This is a genomic window from Streptomyces sp. ID05-39B, from assembly GCF_033794725.1.
Lineage (GTDB): Bacteria > Actinomycetota > Actinomycetes > Streptomycetales > Streptomycetaceae > Streptomyces > Streptomyces bobili.
On record NZ_JARGEF010000486.1, the window covers coordinates 1 to 1,851 of the forward strand.

The window sequence follows — 1,851 nt, forward strand, 5'->3', positions numbered from 1 at the left end:
GGAAAAGGGAGTTGTTTTCACGCGAGGTCCGGTCCGGGGGAGACCCTGCTGCTCGGGGTACGGCATCACGGGCCGGGGTCGGCGCGGGCCGTGCGCAGGGCGCTGGACGCCGCCCGGCCGCGGACCGTGCTCATCGAGGGCCCGCCGGAGGCCGACGAGCTGATCGCGCTGGCCGCCGACGAGAACCTCCGGCCCCCGGTCGCGCTCCTCGCGCACGCCGTGGACGAGCCCGGACGGTCGGCCTTCTGGCCGATGGCCGCGTTCTCCCCGGAATGGGTCGCGATCCGCTGGGCCCTGGAGCACGGCGTCCCGGCCCGCTTCATCGACCTGCCTGCCGCGCACACCCTGGCCTGGCAGGCGGAGGCCGACGAGAACCCGGAGCCGGAGGGAGGGCCACCGGGCGACGGCCCCGGCGTCGGCCGCCGCGCCGACCCGCGCGTCGACCCGCTCGCCACCCTCGCCGACGCCGCCGGTCACGACGACCCCGAGCGCTGGTGGGAGGACGTCGTCGAGCACCGGGGTCCGGGCCGACGTGATCCGTTCGCACCCTTCACCGCCGTCGAGGAGGCCATGACGGCGTTGCGCGACACGTACGGTGCCGCGGGCGGCGAGCGGGACCCCGTCAGAGAGGCGTACATGCGGCTCCAGCTGCGGGCGGCGCAGCGGGAGTTCGGGGACGGGGCCGTCGCCGTCGTGTGCGGGGCGTGGCACGTACCCGCGCTCCGCCGCAGGACCGCCCTCACCGCCGACCGGGCGCTGCTGAAGGGACTGCCCAGGACCAGGACCGACCTGACGTGGGTGCCGTGGACCCACCGCAGACTGGCCCGGGCCGGGGGATACGGCGCCGGCGTCGACTCGCCCGGCTGGTACGCGCATCTGTTCGCCTCGCCCGACCGGCCGGTGGAGCGGTGGCTGACCAGGGTGGCGGGCCTGCTCCGCGAGGAGGACCGCATCGTCTCCCCCGCGCACGTCATCGAGGCGGTACGGCTGGCCGAGACGCTCGCCGCGCTGCGGGGCCGACCGCTGCCCGGCCTGAGCGAGACGACCGACGCCGTGCGTGCGGTGCTGTGCGAGGGCTCGGACGTGCCGCTCGCGCTGGTCCGGGACCGGCTGGTCGTCGGGGACGTCATGGGTGAGGTGCCCGCCACCGCGCCCGCGGTGCCCCTGCAGCGCGACCTCCACCGGCTCCAGCGTCGGCTGCGGCTCAAACCCGAGGCGGCGGAGCGCGAGTTGGAGCTGGACCTGCGCAAGGAGACCGACTCCGAGCGCAGCAGGTTGCTGCACCGGCTGCGGCTGCTGGGGGTGCGGTGGGGAGAGCCGGCGCTCTCCCGGGGGAGCACGGGCACGTTCCGCGAGACGTGGCGGCTGCGCTGGGAGCCCGAGCTGTCCGTGCGGGTCGCCGAGGCGGGCGTATGGGGGACGACCGTACTGGCCGCCGCCACCGCCAGGGCGGAGGCGGACGCCGTCACCGGACGGGGGCTCGCCGAGGTGACCGGCCTCGCGGAGCGCTGCCTGCTGGCCGGGCTGCCGGACGCCCTGCCCACGGTGATGCGGGTACTCGCCGACCGTGCGGCACTGGACACCGACGTCGGCCATCTCGCCCAGGCGCTGCCCGCCCTCGTCCGCTCCCTTCGCTACGGCGACGTCCGCGGCACCGACACCGGCGCCCTGGCCGGCGTGGCGGCGGGCCTCGCCGAGCGGATATTCGTCGGCCTGCCTCCCGCGTGCGCCGCACTGGACGCCGACGCGGCCGACGAGATGCGCCGCCACGTGGACGCGGTGCACGGCGCGGTCGGGCTGCTGGAGGAGGCGGCCGGGCCGGAGCGAGGCACCGCGTCCACGTGGCGGCGC

1 protein-coding gene is annotated in these 1,851 nt (G+C 76.8%); it reads left to right on the forward strand.

What is annotated here, in order from left to right; all coding sequences use genetic code 11:
• Window positions 1-45: 45 nt before the first annotated feature.
• Window positions 46-1,851: DUF5682 family protein (locus P1P75_RS41340; RefSeq protein ID WP_319265158.1), on the forward strand; the 1,806-nt coding region annotated here is incomplete at its 3' end.